The sequence below is a fragment of the bacterium genome, from assembly GCA_041648665.1.
Lineage (GTDB): Bacteria > UBA10199 > UBA10199 > 2-02-FULL-44-16 > JAAZCA01 > JAFGMW01.
The window spans coordinates 1-15,994 of sequence record JBAZOP010000067.1 but is presented as its reverse complement, the minus strand read 5'-3'; the positions used below and the strand labels follow the sequence as shown (position 1 = coordinate 15,994).

General features: G+C 60.8%; 8 protein-coding genes. 7 read left to right on the top strand and 1 reads right to left on the bottom strand.

Annotation, left to right across the window (positions count from 1 at the left end):
- Together WC683_15350 and WC683_15345 are read left to right on the top strand one after the other, a co-directional pair.
- A partial coding sequence (locus tag WC683_15350) for an aminotransferase class III-fold pyridoxal phosphate-dependent enzyme (GenBank protein ID MFA4973985.1) occupies positions 1–676 on the top strand: 676 nt, incomplete at its 5' end.
- 644 nt (positions 677–1,320) lie between these two features.
- Complete coding sequence (locus WC683_15345; GenBank protein MFA4973984.1) at positions 1,321–3,819, top strand: hypothetical protein; 2,499 nt, start codon at positions 1,321–1,323, stop codon at positions 3,817–3,819.
- A 54-nt stretch (positions 3,820–3,873) separates the two neighbouring features.
- On the opposite strand, the gene WC683_15340 is transcribed toward WC683_15345, so the two are convergent.
- Positions 3,874–4,389, bottom strand: a complete 516-nt coding sequence (locus WC683_15340) for an ORF6N domain-containing protein (GenBank protein MFA4973983.1) — start codon at positions 4,387–4,389, stop codon at positions 3,874–3,876.
- Positions 4,390–4,709: 320 nt separating this feature from the next.
- On the opposite strand from WC683_15340, the gene WC683_15335 reads away from it, so the two are divergent.
- The 5 genes from WC683_15335 to WC683_15315 form a co-directional block, all read left to right on the top strand.
- Positions 4,710–5,588 (top strand): deoxyribonuclease IV, encoded by an 879-nt coding sequence (locus WC683_15335; protein ID MFA4973982.1) that lies wholly within the window; start codon positions 4,710–4,712, stop codon positions 5,586–5,588.
- A gap of 130 nt (positions 5,589–5,718) precedes the next feature.
- Positions 5,719–7,347 (top strand): serine/threonine-protein kinase, encoded by a 1,629-nt coding sequence (locus WC683_15330; protein MFA4973981.1) that lies wholly within the window; start codon positions 5,719–5,721, stop codon positions 7,345–7,347.
- A gap of 130 nt (positions 7,348–7,477) precedes the next feature.
- On the top strand, positions 7,478–13,885 hold the full coding sequence (locus tag WC683_15325; protein ID MFA4973980.1) for an RHS repeat-associated core domain-containing protein: 6,408 nt from the start codon (positions 7,478–7,480) through the stop codon (positions 13,883–13,885).
- Positions 13,886–13,954: 69 nt separating this feature from the next.
- On the top strand, positions 13,955–14,776 hold the full coding sequence (locus WC683_15320; GenBank protein MFA4973979.1) for a 3-keto-5-aminohexanoate cleavage protein: 822 nt from the start codon (positions 13,955–13,957) through the stop codon (positions 14,774–14,776).
- A 127-nt stretch (positions 14,777–14,903) separates the two neighbouring features.
- Positions 14,904–15,994: hypothetical protein (locus tag WC683_15315; GenBank protein MFA4973978.1), on the top strand; the 1,091-nt coding region annotated here is incomplete at its 3' end.

Sequence of the window (15,994 nt, the reverse complement as noted above, 5' to 3'; positions counted from 1 at the left end):
CGCGGGGATAATCATCACCCCGGTCGGCCATCCGCTGGCAAAGCCGGTGGAGGCGCCGAAGCCCGGCTTCCTGGAAGGGGTGCGGAGGCTCGCGGATCAGCACAAGGCGGTGCTGGTCTTTGACGAGGTGCGCACCGGTTTCCGCGTTTCGCTGGGCGGCGCTCAGGCGCGCTACGGCGTCACTCCGGACCTGGCGATATTCGGCAAGGCGATCGCGAACGGCTATCCCATCGGGATCGTCTGCGGTCGCAGGGATATCATGAAGCCCCTTGCCGAGAACCATGTCTTCATCTCCTCCACCTTCTTCCCAAATGGTCTGGAGATCGTGGCCGCCCTGAAGACTATCGAGATACTGGAGCGCGAGAAGGTATGCGACAGGATATGGGAGCGCGGGACGAAGTTTCTGGCGGACGTGAAAGAGATCGTGGGCTCATCCGGCGTCGCAGCGGAGCTCTCCGGCATCCCGCCCATGCCCTACATCACCTTCAAGGCCGACCCTGAGAAGAAATACAAGGAACGGCGCAAACTCTTCTTCACCGAGTGCATCCGCCGCGGCCTCTTCATGCAGCCGTATCATCACTCCTACATCATGCACCGCCACACGGACGAGGACCTGAACGAGGCGAAGGGGATAATCAAGGAATCGCTCTCCGAGGTGGCGAAGAAGATTCCCTGACAGGGGACAGTCCGCGAACAGTGACCGACCTGAAGCTGCTTTCGCAGCGGTCGCGGTTTGTGCGACCGACCGAAAGCAGCTTCAGCAGCGGTCACCTCAAGTTGTCATCCTGAGCGCAGCGAAGGATCCCCCGGATATCGATATCCAATCGTTGCGACAGGCTCATCGGGGACGCCCCATTGCGACGGCGCCACTCGCTCCGTTTTTCGTCGTGAAAAATCGCCTGGTTTCAGAGCATTATAGCCTCTCACTAAGGAAGCGAATTGGATGTCTTCCGCTTGTCAGCCTCCAATTCGCGAAACCAGTCCGATTTTTCACTTCCGAATACACTACGCTCGAAGCTGCGCCCGATTGTCGCAAAGGGGCGTCCCCTGCGCCTATCGCAGTGACACACAACATACGCCTCCAGGCTCCGCTTTCGGGCCTTTCCAAGGGAGCGCCTTTAGGTCTCCTCCGGAAAGGCCCGAAATCGCTAGATCACAGCACCCTTGCATTCCCATCGCTCCTGTGCATTTAACTCATTGATATCCTTAAGTATATCACCCACGCTTTCAGCTCTCCCAAATTGCGCAACTTATTCAAGTCAGTGTCGATAATAATGCTGATATTTTTCCTGCGCCCGTTCGAGCGCGTAAGGAGTGGGGATGTCCGATGACGTGAAAAAGGTGGGCCTGCGGCCGGTCGTGCCCGCGACTCAGGATGCGATCGAGCCGCACGATCACGATGCGCCTGTGGCTGATGATACCGTGGCGGATACCTATGTGCAATTTGAGTTGAATGACCAAATCATAACAAATTCAGCGTCAGGGCCGGCCAGCGCATTCTTCCGCCCGGAGGAACAGGCGATATACATCGAGGCTGCGCGACTTCGCGGCGAGCTGACAAGTCATATTTGGAATGTACGGCAGGCAGCGGTGCATCTCTATGGACATCTCGCCCTGAAGTTTGCGGAGGGTGCGCCCGAGGTCTATCCGGGTGCTGCTGCACTGCGCACTGCGATGAAAGATACGAGTCTCGGAGGTGGTATATTCGCGGCCTACGAACATCTTGCCGGAAAGTTTTCTCATGGTTCGCCCGAGGTCTATAGCGAAGCAGAGGCCCTGCGCAGACTGATGCAGGACTCTGAAAGGGGTGTGTGTATTAATGCGATCGCTGCCTATAAAGCCCTGTCCACGAAGTTCGCAAAGGGCTCGCCTGAGGTCTATAAAGGTGCCAAGGTCATGCGCAGACTGATGGAGCACTCTGATGTGGACGTGTGCATGTTAGCGACTGATGCCTATAGAACCCTATGCGCAAAATTTGTTGAGGGATCGTCTGAGAACTATAGTGAGGTACTAGCCTTGCAGAGACTGATGGAGCATCCAGAACCGCAGCACATCTCCCTATCTTCCATCGGTTTTCCCTTCCGGCTCCCCTCCCTCGAGCGTATGGGTTGGGAAGTGACCAAAATCTCTGTGCGCGTGATAGCGAAAATTACAGAGGGCTTGCCAAATGTTGCTGTAGAGGCGAATGCAGCCCTTAAACTATATACGCAAAACCCGACCTTTATAGGCGATTTGCTGAAGGCGAATTTCATTCAACTCTCGCGCGTAGGGTTCTTCAAGGCCGGATTCGAGTCCGGCATATGGATCGAGGACCTGGGGCTCTCGGATAAGGCGGCGCGAAACCTCAGGGGCTTCGCTGGCCAGCCGCGGTTCATCGGATTCCGCGACTCTGTAACAACGATGCTGGATTTTCTATCCAAACTCGACGACGACAGGCGCGCGGTGGCGAGCAGGGTATTCGAGGCTACCGACCCTGCGAAGTGGAAATCAGTTCGCAACACCCTGAGCACGATCAGGGCCATCTCCGCACTCGATTCCCTGCCTGAAGAGGTTAGCAAAGAGTTCTATCGCTCGCATCGTGATATTGAGGGCGATTCGCGAGCGGTTCTGAGGTCAGATGTCGAGAAGACCCTCCTCTCGTTCCTGCGCGAAAAGGCCGGCGAAGACGAGGGCTCTGCAATGCTCTTCAGGGAGAGTGCGCCTGACGAGCCTGCCGATGCAATGCGCTGGCGCGGCGCGCAGGCCGTGCGCAGGCACCTCTTGGAGAAGGGACTCATCACGCTCTTTGCCCAGTCCGCGTCGTTCATGGACGAAGAGGGTGTCGGCATACTCAGGTCGCTCCTCGGCGAGTTCTCCGTGATCAGGGTGGAGGGCGGCGAACTTCAGCATCAGAAGAGATACGACCGGATGGTCGAGAAGCTCGGCTTCTCGCCTGTGTTCGTGGAGCGCTGGCGCAGGGAGTGGAGGAACGTGCGCGAATCAGCTGGCGAGGCGGTTGATGCCGGAGCGGCGAGGGCCCTTGTGATGAAGCAGGCCGCGGCCCAGCTCGCCGCGCACGTGAATTCGATACCGGGAGTTGGAGGCGAGTTCAGGGATCTGCCCGACAGGTTGCGCATGCTGATCAATTCGCTGAGGAGCCAGGAGGCGGACGACAGGGGAATAGGCAGTCTCCATGAGATCATGGAGCTCAATTATGGAAAGATCCGCGAAACCTACGGCGATCTCTTCGCCAATGCCCGCATAGATCTCAAGAATCTCGTCACGGGCCTTACGAGGGGTGTCAAGGTGGCCAGGCGCACAGTGCTCACCGAGATAACAGGGCTGGTGGAGAAGCTCGCGTTCCACGGCATGATCCCTACGGAGACTTGCCAGAGGCTCTCAAGCCTTTATGCAGAGATGACCAACGGCCACGGTCAGCCGCTGAACAAGCTCCTCTGGGGTCAGTTCAAGCTGGCGAACTACGTGATAGACGACGAGGTGATGGCGAGGCGCATGCTGGAGGTCACTCGCGACGAAGAGGGCATTGAGCACCTGCTGGTGGAGAGGGCCTACACGGCAGGCGGATTCGCGAGGCTCGAGGAGTTCGACGAGGATATCGTCGAGCATGCGCGCGGGATCGGCATCGACCGCGATCGCGTGCATTTCCTCGATCGTCACGAGAAACGCCCTGTCCCGGGCCCTCTTGCCACCGGTGCGCTGATCTACAGGGACTCTGGGCTCCGTGAAGTTAGTCCTGCCATGATGAAACCCTTTCAGCCGCTGCCCGTAATGACAATGCCGATGATGTCAGCTGCAATGATGCTGCGCACGGGGACATGATTCAATAGAACACCTTATCATCGCAGTAATATCGCATTCCCATCGCCTCATCTCCTACCAAATAAACCCTATTTTCTTCCTCTTCCCCTGCGTTGGGGACATGAGCATTCTTATCGCCTGAAACATCGAGACGATCGCCTTGTCGTGGGTCCCGACCTGTCGCTCCAACTCGATAAGCTTCTCGGCCAGCTCTTTGTGAGATGCTAGAAACTGCCTCAACTTCACGAACGCCCGCACTACAAAGATACTCGCCTTGACCGCTCGCTTTGATCTTAGGATGTTGGCAGCCATCACTGCGCCATGCTCGGTGAAGGCGTACGGGAGATAGCGCCTGCCGCCCCAATCTCGTTTTGGCAATAAGGATTCCAAATCATTGAATTCCTGATTTGAGAGTTGGAAAATAAAGTCCTCGGGAAATCGATCCCGGTTTCTTTTTACCGCTTTGATGAGGTTCTTTGTTGATACGCTATAAATAGTGGCCAAATCGAAATCCAGTATGATCCTCTGCCCTCTGAGGCTCATAATTTTGTTTTCGACAATACATGCTGAAAGGCTATTGTTTTCTGTCATACAATCTCCTTTTAATTCATAATATTACAGACTTGAGGTTCCAAATTGGAACCTCAAGTCTGCACGTATGTTTGTTTTTTGCTTTCACGACATAAAAGATGTGGAATGCAATCTGCGGGCCAGGGAAAAACTCTTAAGAATCAGGCGAGGAAGTTTCGCAGGTGCAGCGTTTCACTGCACCCCTGCATTGTTTCTAGGCATTGAACAGGATTGCGGCTCCCAGGACCGCCACCGCGGCGCCCAGGGCTGCCTTCCACGACACCTTCTCCTTGTGAAAGATCCTGATTGCCGTGGGGCCGCGTTTCTGGAATCAATTGCGCATGGTCAAGAAGCGCATCAAATGCAACAGGCTCCTCGGCGCGCATTGCTCGATCGCGGGCGGGGTGGAGAACGCGCCGCTAGCGGGGGGCATGATCGGTGCAACCGCCATCCAGCTCTTCACCGGCTCCAACCAGCAGTGGCATGCCGCAACCATAAAAAAGGCGCAGGCTGAGGGCTTCCAACGCAATATGAACGAGCAGGGTATCCGCGTCGCAGTGGCGCATGCCTGCTATCTCATCAACCTCGCTGCGCCCGATGCCGTGATCTGGCGCAAATCCATCGATGCCATGGAGGGCGAGATCGAACGTGCCTCCGCTCTCGGCATTCCCTGGGTCATCGTCCACCCTGGTTCGCACAAGGGCAACGGCCTCGAGTGGGGGATAAAGAGGATCGCCGAGGCGCTGACTTCCGTGCTCGATGCCACGGAAGCCCTCTCGGCCGGAGTGGCGCTCGAGACCACGGCTGGCCAGGGTGCTTCCATAGGGGGTCGCTTCGAGGAACTGGCCTCGATCATCGCCCATATAGATGATAAGCGCAGGGTCAAGGTCTGCTTCGACACCTGTCACTCCTTTGCTGCCGGATACGAGCTGCGCACAAAAGAGGGCTATGCCAGGACCTGGCGAGAGTTCGATGAAGCGATCGGGATCCGAAACCTCGTCGCCATGCATCTCAACGACAGCCAGGGAAAGCTGGGGAGCCGCATCGACCGCCACGCGCCTATCGGCAAGGGCAGGATCGGGCTGCCCGGCTTCAGGCTCATCATGAACGACCGAAGGCTTGCCGATATCCCCATGATCCTCGAGACGCCGAAGGAAGGGGATGCGGTTCGGAGCGATACGAATAATCTGAAGATATTGAAGAGGTTGGTCCGCGCATAGCTGTCCGCAGTCCTGAATTTGTGTTCAGGATTCGGCGCATCTCCCCCATCAGCCCGGCATCCGCTCGCCATATCATTATATGTTCTGCCCGTGTCTTTGCTTGGCACGGGGTTTGCTTTGCTGCAGTCCCATGCACCTTCCTTGCCGATTCGGCAGGTACACCCTGGTTGAGAAGATCGCGAGCGGCGGCACGGCCGAGATCTACAGGGCCCGTCTGGATGCGCAGGAGGGCTTCTCAAAGACGCTCGCCATAAAGAGGCTGCTGCCGTCGTGGTGCACGAGCGAGGAGCTGACGAAGATGCTCAAGGACGAGGCGAGGGTCCTCTGCCTCCTGCCGCACCAGTCGATCGTCCAGGTCCATGAGCTGGGGACCGAAGGCGGCGCGCCGTTTCTGGCGATGGAGTATGTCCATGGCATCGACTGCGCCAGGCTCATAAACAGGCTGATCCGCGACCGCTCCCCCATGCCGCCGCAGCACGCGCTATATATAATCGAGCAGGTGCTCGTCGCGCTCGAGTTCGCGCACCGATGCAAAGACGCGGACGGGAAACCTATGGGGCTCGTGCACCGCGACGTCTCGCCCTCGAACATACTGCTCTCGTGGAACGGCGAGGTGAAGGTGACCGACTTCGGCATCGCCAAGGGACTCCACCGCAGCGAACGCACGGACGCGGGCCAGATCAGGGGCAAGTACTCGTACATGTCCCCTGAACAGGCGCGCGGGGAGCCGATAGACGCGCGCACCGACATCTTCGCCGCGGGCATCGTGCTCTACGAGATGCTCTCGGCGCGGAGGCTCTTCGCGTGCAGGTGCGAGTACGAGACGCTGCAGATGGTGGCGAAGGCGGAGTTCGCGCTCGAAGGGATGAAGGGCATGCCGGCCGAGCTTCGCGCGCTCGCGATGCTCGCCATGGCAAAGGATCCTTCGGGACGTTTCCATGGCGCGGGCGAGATGCTCTCCGAACTCCGCAGCGCCGTGCGCTCGCTCAACTTGATCGGCTCTAGCCTGGACCTTGCGGCGTATCTCAAGGACCTCTTCCCCGAGGAGATCGCGCGCGAGAGGAGCGCCTCTTCGTTCAGGGTCGAGGGTCAGCCCACGCGGAGGATGACCGCGCTGCGCGGCCGGGCGCTTTCCGGGTTGCCCACCGCGATGGGATACGCTTGGCGCCTCGCCGTGATGGCGTCGATCCTCACTGCGACCACCGCGTTTGCGCCGATGCCGAAGGGTGCTGCGATTGTCGCCAGGTCGGCAGAGACGGGCGAAGAGAGGGTCGATCGACCGCCGGCGCAGAAGGGAACGATCGCCATAGAGAGCCTGCCGTCGGGCGCAAAGGGTTTTCTCAGGATCGGCAAGGAGTCGCGCGAGATAACCACTCCCTTCACGATCTCCGGCATTGATCTCAACGAGACCGTTCAAGGCCGCGTCGAGCTACGGAGCGAGGGTTTCGAACCTGTCTCAGAAGATTTCAGCATCGGCCCTGAATCAACGGCGTTCGTGAAGAGCTTCTCTTTGAGGAGGATGGCGGCGGCCAAGCTTTCTGTCGCGGCGAGGCCCTGGGGGCTCGTCACTGTGCCGGGTTACGCCAGCGGCCGCGAGACCCCTTTCGCAGCGCTGGATGTGAAGCCCGGCTCCTACATGGTTCAGGTGGTCCATCCGCCCACCGGCCGCGTGCTGAAGAGGGGTGTTGCGCTTCCCTCCGGCGCCTCGCGCAGATGCATCGCGATCTTCGATGGAGAGCCGGGAATCAGTTGCCGCTAGGTGCTGCGTTTCTGGGCAGCACTGCACAGATTCGATGCACCCTGAAAAATTCAGGCGAAACCAAGTCCTCATTATATCTCGTCATTTTTTTTGCGGGCAGTTGGCACGGATCCTGCTTTTCGCAGGTCCCATGAAACGATTCTCCGCGATCATCATCCCCATCCTCCTTGCACTCATGTCAGGCCATTCTCTGGCAGTCAGCGAGATCCATCTGGCCTCCGATGCGTCGCAGATCACGGACACCCTCTCCCTCGACGGCGTGGCAGGTTTTGTGGAGGGCCGCGCGCGAGAGGCGATGCGTGCTGCGATGACGAAGGAGGGGAGCGACTGGCTCTGCGATGCGTTCGCCCGCGCCGTGAACAGCTCCGGCCGCGGCGATGGGCCGATCGATCTATCCGTCCTCTTCAGGCAGGATGCGGGCCTCAAATCTGCGGTCCAGGCCGATTTGAAGGAGAGGCTCAAGGCCTGGCTCCCGGGAAAGGCGCGTGAGCTGATCGGGCGCGACCTGCTCGGTGCGGTACTCGGCAGCGAAGGGGCGGAGGAGGCGATGAAGATCGCGGAAAGGGTCGCGGCCGAACTCGACACGAGCCTCAATGACAAGCTCGATGCGATCGCGTCGGATCTCTACGATTCTACTCTTGATCGCGTGAGGAAGGAGTTGGCGGAAAAGGGGATATCGCAATTTATCGACATCGAGGACCTGCGGGGCTCGGTGCGCCGGGCTTTCGAACTTGAAAACGTCTCCAGCCTCGCTGCATCGAACCTGGCCCGTGTGTTGGGCGAAGGGACCGTGCTGGGCATCAGGGGCCGCATCGAGGATGCGCTCTCGGGCAATCTTCCGCCCGAGGCGATGGAGGCGCTGCGTCGCGGACCCGAGGCCTTTGACCGCTACGTCGAAGAGGCGAGGGCGAGGATGCCGGGCAATGTGCTTCTGGATTTCAAAGATTCCATACTGAATCGACCGATCATCAAACTGCCCACCGCGGCCTACGCCTCCATGCTCGCCGCCGTTGCGGCCGAGCACTACGCGCGCGCGTACAGGGGCGCGTTCGTGGACGCGCACGAGCTCAAACGCGCGGTCGAGGTGACGCGGGTCATGGTCTGGCAGATCGAGAACAAGGAGGCGATCAGCCTCACCCTCATGCAGCTGGGCGCTATGGCGGGGGATCTGGCTGGCGCCCTTGGCATGGGTGTCTCGTTCGACAAGGCGCTGGCAAAGGTGACAGCGCCGCTGGACCGCGTACAGGAGAAGGCGGATCGCATAGATTCCATGCTCGCGAGACCCATGGAGCTTGCGCAGGCCGAGCTCAGGGGACTGGCAATGCAGATGGAGGCGGAGCTCAAGAAGATCCAGGAGGCGCTCACAGCGCCCGTGCGAGGCGCGCTGGCCAATCTTGAGACAGAGATGAAGAGGCTGGGGGAGGCTGCGGCCGATGCCCTCCCATTTGACGGCGTGCCGACATCGTTCGACGAGCTGAAGGAGAGGCTCGGGCTTCCGGAGGAGCTGCTCGGAGAGCGCGGCAGATGGAGGCCTGCGGATGCGATGGGCGAGACGCTGGACAAGGTGAAAGGGGATATGGCCGCGCTCAACGAGCGCGCGAGCGATCTGATTGCGCAGGCTGCGGCAGATGCGCTCGAGACGACGCATCTCCTCGGCCCGGCCGCAGCTATAATGGAGATCGAGCGCGTTCCGGCGCAGGAGCCGTCCGACAAAGGCCCGCTCGACCCGGTGCTGCTCCACAACGGCGAATATGTGCAGGAGGTGACGGACTTAGTGATCCCGGGCCGCGGCCTCGATTTCCGCTTCGCGCGCATCTATCGCGGCCGCTCGGACTTCAAGGGCGAACTGGGCTGGAGATGGACCCACTCGTTCGCAGAGCGCTTGCTCCCGTGGGAGGATGAAGGGCGCTCGGGCCTCACGCATGTCGACGAGCGCGGTAGGAAATTCTTCTACGCGAGAGAGAAAGACGGGTTCTCATCTTCGTCCGGCGTGCTATCGAAACTCTCTGAGGTCGACGACGGAAAATTTCTTATCACCTCGGTCGATGGTGTTGTCACTGAATTCGATTCGAGAGGGCGGCCGCTCTCCAAGTGCGAGAGGCACGGCAACTGCATGGTCTATGAGTACGGGGGAGACGGCATCCTTGCGGCGATCGTCGACGTCTTCGGCAGGAGGGTGGTGTTCGAGCGGAGAGATGACGGGTTCATCTCATCAATCGAGGACTTCGCAGGGAGAAAGATACGGTTCGAATACAACGGGCACGGGGAGCTCATCGGCGTCCGCTCGCCCGCTGTCGCTGAGTTCCCAAAAGGAAAGCTCACCGCATACCGGTACGAGACCCCTCCGGAGGGAGACCCGCGTTCGCACCGCATATCCATGATCATGGACCCGGCCGGCCGCGTCTTTTTGAGAAATCGCTATGACGGAGAGGGACGTGTGATCGCGCAGCGCTACGGCGACGGCGCGTGGATGCGCGTGCAGTATGCGGCAGGAACCGGCGCCATAGCATCCCGCGCGTGGATCGTCGACGAGTCGGGTGTCACGACCTTGTACGAGCACGACTCAGAGGGACACCTCGTCAGGCGCTGGAGATGGCTCGGCAACGCGTATCGCATTCTGGAATACGCAGGCTTCAGCGACGGGGCCCTCGCATATTCGTGTTCCCCGTCCGGCAGGTGTGAGCAGTACGCGTATGACGAGAGGGGGCTTCCCATGATGATCGCGGAGAGGCCCGCGGGCGAGGGTCCCGTGCGCGCGACAGAGATGAAGAGGGAGGAGAGGTTTGGGAGGATCGAATGGGTCAAATATCCCGATGGCCTGGAGGAGAGGACGGAGTACTCGCAGCAATCCCCGTATGATCCGGAGGCTCGCTACGAAAGATGCGACCCTGATTCGGATTGGGTGAGAAAGGCGGCGTTTCTTTTCGACGGCCGGGGGCAGCTTCTCGAGGAAAAGGACGCGAACAACGTCGTCACGACCTATGAATATTATTCTGCACAGGACCCTGACGGCGACGGAGTTGCGATAGTCTCGAAGGACGGGCCCGTCTTTGTCGAGGACGACGGGGACGGGGGCGGTTATCTGAAGCGGGTTGTTACGGACGCGAGGGAGGGCGCCGACAGGCGCGCCTTCGGAGCTGTTGCGCAGTCCTCGCAATCCTTCAGGTACGATCCGATCGGCAACGTCATAGAGCAGACGGGGCCCGACGGCTCCTCTGTGAAGTTCGTCGTCAACTCCATCAACGGGGTGATGAAGGAAGAGGCCGAAGGCCTCTGGCCGATCGCATACAGCTTCGACGCCAACGACAACGTCTCCGCGATCGAGATACAGAGACCCGGATCGACCGTTGCACATCGTTTTGAGCACGACTCCCTGGATCGTCTCGTCAAGAGGGACATGCAGGAGTCCAGCGAGGCGCGCCTCGTCACCAAATACGCGTACGATGCAGGGGGCAGGCTCGCGTCCAGTACGATGCCGGAGGGGAATCGCACCGAATATCTCTACGATGACGACGGCAGGATGCGCTGCATCGTGCGTGGCGCAGGCTCGGAGGTTTCGTCGCGCGAGTGCGTGGAGCGGGACCTCGACGGTGAGGCGATCGTTTACATCGACGGCGGAGGCGGTATCGCGCGTCTTGAGCGCAACGGATTCGGCGAGATCGTATCAGAGACGGATGCGCTGGGAAACCGGATCGATTACGCGAGGGACCGCGCGGGCAGGATCGTCGCGATCAAGAGGATGGATGCGGACGGGGTGCTCCTCTCCGAGGAACGTTTCGAGTACGCGGGCGAGATGATCGCGCAGCGCTCGCAGAGGCTCTGGCGCGAGGATCCTAAGAATTCGCGCTGGGTGAGCACGAGCCGGAAATACGACGTCCAGGGCAGGCTCATCTCCGAGGCGGATGCGCTGGGGAGCCGGACCTCTTATGAGTACGACGGACTTGGCGAGCTCGCTCGCATGGTGGCGCCGGACGGATCGGCCGAGGTGTTTGTGCGCGATCGATCCGGCAGGGTGATCGAGAGTTTTGTCGAGAAGGAGGGGAAGAGGTATGGCCTCGTCGAGCGAAGATACCGCGGTGCGGGGATGCTCGCATCTCATACGGAGGGCACGGAAAGCCCGTGGAGATACAGATATGACGGCATGGGGCTGCTTCGGTCGGCGATGGATCCCTCCGGCATCGAATCGATCTTCGAATACGACGACATGGGCAGGCGCATCGCGATCGCAAGGCAGGGGGATGGCCTTAAGTCCATGGCCAAGTTCGGATGGGACGGCAACGGAAGGCTCGCAGCGATCGTGGACCCCAACGGGAACCGAACCTCCTTTGAATACGACGCCCAGGACAGGCTCTCGATCGAGCGATTTGCGGACGGCTCGGAACAGAGGAGCGCGTACGACGGCGCAGGCCGCGTGTCGAAGATGATAAACAGGGATGGCGGCGTGATGGAGATCGAGCGCGACCCTGCAGGCAGGATGACGAGGCGCACTGCAACGCAGGGCGCCCCCTCACCCTTCCCTCTCCCTCGAGGGGAGAGCCTGCCTGCCGGACAGGCAGGGGTTAGGGAGAGGGCGACTATTCAAACATTTGAATACGACGGCATGGGGAGGCTTCTGCGGGCCTTCGACGAGAACGATCCCTCTGATTCGTGGGACGATTCAGAGGTGCGCATCGCTTACGATTCCATGTCGAGGCCAATCGCAGAGGGCTCCGGGGATTCGTGGATAGTGAGGAGCTTCGACGACGCAGGGAGACGGATCGCGCTCTCCCTCCCCGGCGGCGGGTCGCTGTATTACGCCTACGACGCCGCGGGCGGGCTCGCCTCCATGATGGGGCCGAAGGGCAGTGTGGCGCAGATCTCCCGGGATCCGCTGGGCAACCTCATTGCCGCGAAGATGGCTGACGGCGTCTCTCTTTCAGTGGATCGCGACGCGTGGGGGAGGGAGATCTCCAGGAGATATGCGAGAGGAGACGATCTCCTCGCATCGTGGAAGCGCGAGAGGGACGGCGCAGGCAAGGTGGTCTCGACGAACGATTCCCTCTTGGACGCCACGATTCGATACGGCCGCGACGGGCTGGGGAGGTTGACGGAGGCGGCCTCCGTCGGCGCGATCAGCTACGGGTATGAATACGATCCTGCGGGCAACGTGCTGGCCATGGACGACGGAAGCGGCGTGCGCCGCATGCGATACAACGCCCTCAACCAGGTCGTGTCGTCATCGAGCCAAGGCGGGGAGCTCCTCTTCGAATACGACGGCGCGGGCAGGCTGATTTCGGATGGGGAGCAAAGGTACGGCTACGATCCGTTCGGCAGGCTCTCCTCCATTATCACCCCCTCTGAGCTCTATCACCGCAGGCGCTACGACGCATTCGCGAGGCTCGTCATCGAGGGGGGCGAGGGGGACACTTACGCGCGCTTCATCTGGGACGGATGGAGGCTGGCCTCTTTTTACGACGACGAGGAGGAGCGCTTCGACTTTGCGCACGCGGAGGGGTTGGCCGCGCCGCTCGCCTATCTCCGCGGCGATCATACCTCCTCGATCGTGACCGATGGCAATGCCTCGGCCAGAGCCGCGGTCGAGGAGGGGGCGCTGAGCCAGCGCTGCGACTTCCATCCGTATGGCGAGGCGATCGATGTGGAAGTTTGCATGGGCAGGAGGCACCCGTTCGGGTTCGCGGGCCAGCTCCACGATGTGGCGGACGGCCTGGTGTATATGCGCTACAGGCATTACGTGCCTCGCATCGCCGCCTTCGCGACGCCGGATCCGCTTGGCTACAAATTTCCGCAATACGCGGATGCGACATTCGAGATGGCGCCAGGGCTGTCGTATCACGCGGGCCAGGGACAGGCCTCGCGCGCCGCGATCCCCAATCGCCCGCTCGGCTCCATGGAATCATTTGGCGCGTATCCGTTCGGCAGGTGGTTCGCTGATGGTGCCTTCGACGCGGGCGTGGGCGAGATCAACCTCTACGCCTATGCGCAGGGCGACCCGATATCCAATTGGGACCCTTGGGGTCTGGCGAGCCTCTTCTTCGATCGTGACAGGGAGACCATGATGCTCTTCGACGGCGAGGGCTATCTCGTCACCGAGTATCAGGCAGCCAACCGCACGACGAGGCCGAAGGTGGATCCCGCGGTCGTGGGCGGCAGGGGGCCCGTGCCCGACGGTGAGTTCACGATAGGCGTCCCGGAGTTTTACTCCGTGCAATACAGGAATGATTTTTACCGAAGGTTCGGGCTGGGCCACCCGCTGCCGGGCGAGAGCAGGGTCTCAGGGCCGGGCTGGGCAGGTGTGATGGACGGCAGCTACAACGTATCGCAGGGCCGGATACGTTTCAGGGTCGGCGCGCCGACGGGAGGCGTCGATCGGATCGCATGGAACCGGGGCCTCTTCGTGCACGGCGGCCGCTACAACAGGCACACATCAAGGACCCACGGCTGCATACGCGCGCGCGACGACGAGCTGGAGACCCTGGCCGCCAACTTCATCGCTTTCCAGAGGCAGGGCGACGCGGTGGATATGCTCTACGTCGAATGAAACCCGCGATTTTTTTGTGGCCAACTCCGGATCGTTATTATATCCCTGCGCATCTGGAAAGGGGGCGGCATGCATCCTCTCATAATCACCGCAGCCATCACCGGGGCCGAGACCACGCGCGATATGAACCCGAACCTCCCGATCACGCCCGAGGAGCAGGCGCGAGAGGCCTCCGAATGCGTGAAGGCCGGCGCAGCGGTCATCCACCTGCACGTGCGCGATGAAAAGGGCGTCGCCACCCAGTCCCTCGACCGCTTCCGCGCCTCGATCGAGGCGATACGCAAGGCCTGTCCGAAGGAGACGATCATCCAGATCTCCACCGGCGGCGCGGTGGGCGAGCCGATGGAGAAGAGGGTCGCGCCGATCGTCGCGCTGAAACCGGAGATGGCTTCGCTCAACCTCGCCTCCATGAACTTCGGCGACGACATCTTTCTCAACCACCCCAGGGACGTGCGTGCGCTTGCCGGAGAGATGCAGAAGCTCGGCGTGGTGCCGGAGGTCGAAGTCTACGACGCTGGCGACGTGGAGGCGGCAAGGCGCCTTGTGAAGAAGGGTCTGCTCAAGAAGCCGGTGCACTACCAGTTCGTGATGGGCGTGGACGGCGGGCTTTCGGGAGAGCTCAAAAACCTTTCGTTCATGACGGGCCTCGTCGATCCTGACGACACCTGGGCCGTGGCTGGCATCGGCCGCTACGAGACCCCGTGCGCCGTCGCCGCGGTCGCGTACGGCGGCCACGTGCGCGTTGGGTTCGAGGACAACGTCTATTTTCACAAGGGCGAGCTCGCAAAATCAAACGCACAGCTCGTCGCGCGCGTGGCGCGAATCACCGGAGAGATCGGAAGGCCGGTGGCGAGCCCGGCCGAGGCCCGCAGGCTCTTTGGAATAGCCTGATATCGCCTTGTATTCCAAGGCGTTGATTGGTCCAAAAATAGCGAGCTTTTCTATAGACACCCTGGGTTTTTTTGGATAATAGCCCTTCAATTCCATGGCTCGAATCCTCATTTCATTAATATCTTTTGTGATTCTCGTCTCGGGCTGCGCCCAGAGCGGGAGCATCTTTCCGGAGCTCGGCGATGGGCTCGCCACTCCATCTGCCATGGCCTTCGACGTGGCCGCGAACCGGCTCTATGTGGTCAATTCCAATGCGGAGGTCCTCTACAACTGGCAGGAGGGCACCTTCCAGGTCTACGACATAACCAACCCGCTGGCGCCGGTGCTCCTTGAGAGTACGCCCACGGCGAGCTTCTCAGGCCAGATATATCTCGACGCTGCGGCCGGTCGCGCTTACGTCCCCAACCGCTACAGCCCGAGCGAGGCCTCGGAGGAGGACAGGCTCTACACGTTCGACGTGGACGATGGTTCGGCGAACTTCGGCACATTCACGGAGCAGGCTGCGGGCCGCGATGCCTATGCCATCGACTGCTGCTACCCCGCGGACCGCGTCTGGATAAGCACGAGCCTCAACGAGATCCAGTACTTCGACCTGACCGGCGTCGTGCCTACGGGCAGCATGACCCTGAACTCGGACCTCGATACGGGCGGCAAACTCACGAACACCGAGTTCAACCACATCGCGCGCGTAGGCAACCAGGCGTTCCTCTCGCGCGAGTACGGCGGCGTCCTCGTGGTCAACCTCGACAAGGCGGGCCAGACTGGCGCCAACGCCCTCGACTACTGGATAGGCGACGTCCCGAACCCGCGCGGGATCGCGACCGACGGCACCAATATCTACGTGGTGGGAGAGGGCAACGAGTGCGGAGAGGACTATTGCCGCTTTGTCGAGATCATAAGGATCGTCGATCTCGTCCCGCGGACCGGCAACATAAACGCGATCCAGGTGGACAAGGACGACTCCGGGATACTCGTGGCCACCATCGAGGTCGGCAAGAACCCGCAGGAGATACTGTTGTCCACGGATTATATCTTTGTGACCAACCAGGACGACAACACCCTCTCGGTCATCAATCGCTCTACTTTGGGGGCGATAACCCCCCTTGCGGTCGGAGAGGCGCCGTTCTCCCTCGCCCTGTATGTGACTCCGGCCGGCGAGGAGAAGTACCTGTACGTGGGCAACGCCGAGTCGAATACGATCTCGATCGGCGACATCCC